The 600-nt window shown below is 38.5% G+C and carries 1 protein-coding gene; it reads left to right on the forward strand.

What is annotated here, in order from left to right; all coding sequences use genetic code 11:
- Positions 1-600 (forward strand): DDE-type integrase/transposase/recombinase (locus tag A9G34_RS07355; protein WP_065569334.1); only part of this gene is annotated, 600 nt, incomplete at both ends.

Genomic DNA, 600 nt, shown 5'->3' on the forward strand with positions numbered 1-600 from the left:
AGTTACCGGATGATTCAGTGATTATTTCGGTGTTGAATGCTATCACGGAAAGGCATTTACGCTGGGGTTTTCCTAAATGTTTTAATCGTATCAGAAAGCTCGGCTATAAATGGAATCATAAACGGGTATATCGGGTGTATTGTGAATTAAAGCTTAACCTCAGGGTAAAGCGTAAAAAACGTATTCCTCTACGATGCCCGGAAAGGTTATTAGTCCCCAATAAACAAGGTGAATGTTGGTCAATGGATTTTATGAGTGACAGTAGCCGTAATCAACGTCGCTTTAGGACATTCAATGTCATCGATGACTTTAATCGTGAGGCGTTAGGGATTGATATTGCAGTAAGCTTACCAGCAGGAAGGATTACCCGTTACTTAGATAAACTGGCTGAATATCATGGGTATCCATTAAAAATACGAGTAGATAATGGACCAGAATTCACCGGAAAAACCTTTATAAACTGGGCTAAATCACATGATATAGCCATTGATTATATAAAGCCCGGTAGCCCTTATCAAAATGGTTACATTGAACGATTTAACCGGACTTATCGAACTGAAGTGTTAGATTTATATCTTTTTAACAACCTAGCGCAAGCAA

Origin of the sequence: Gilliamella sp. Choc4-2, assembly GCF_001690355.1 — a bacterium.
Taxonomy (GTDB): Bacteria; Pseudomonadota; Gammaproteobacteria; order Enterobacterales; family Orbaceae; genus Gilliamella; species Gilliamella apicola_A.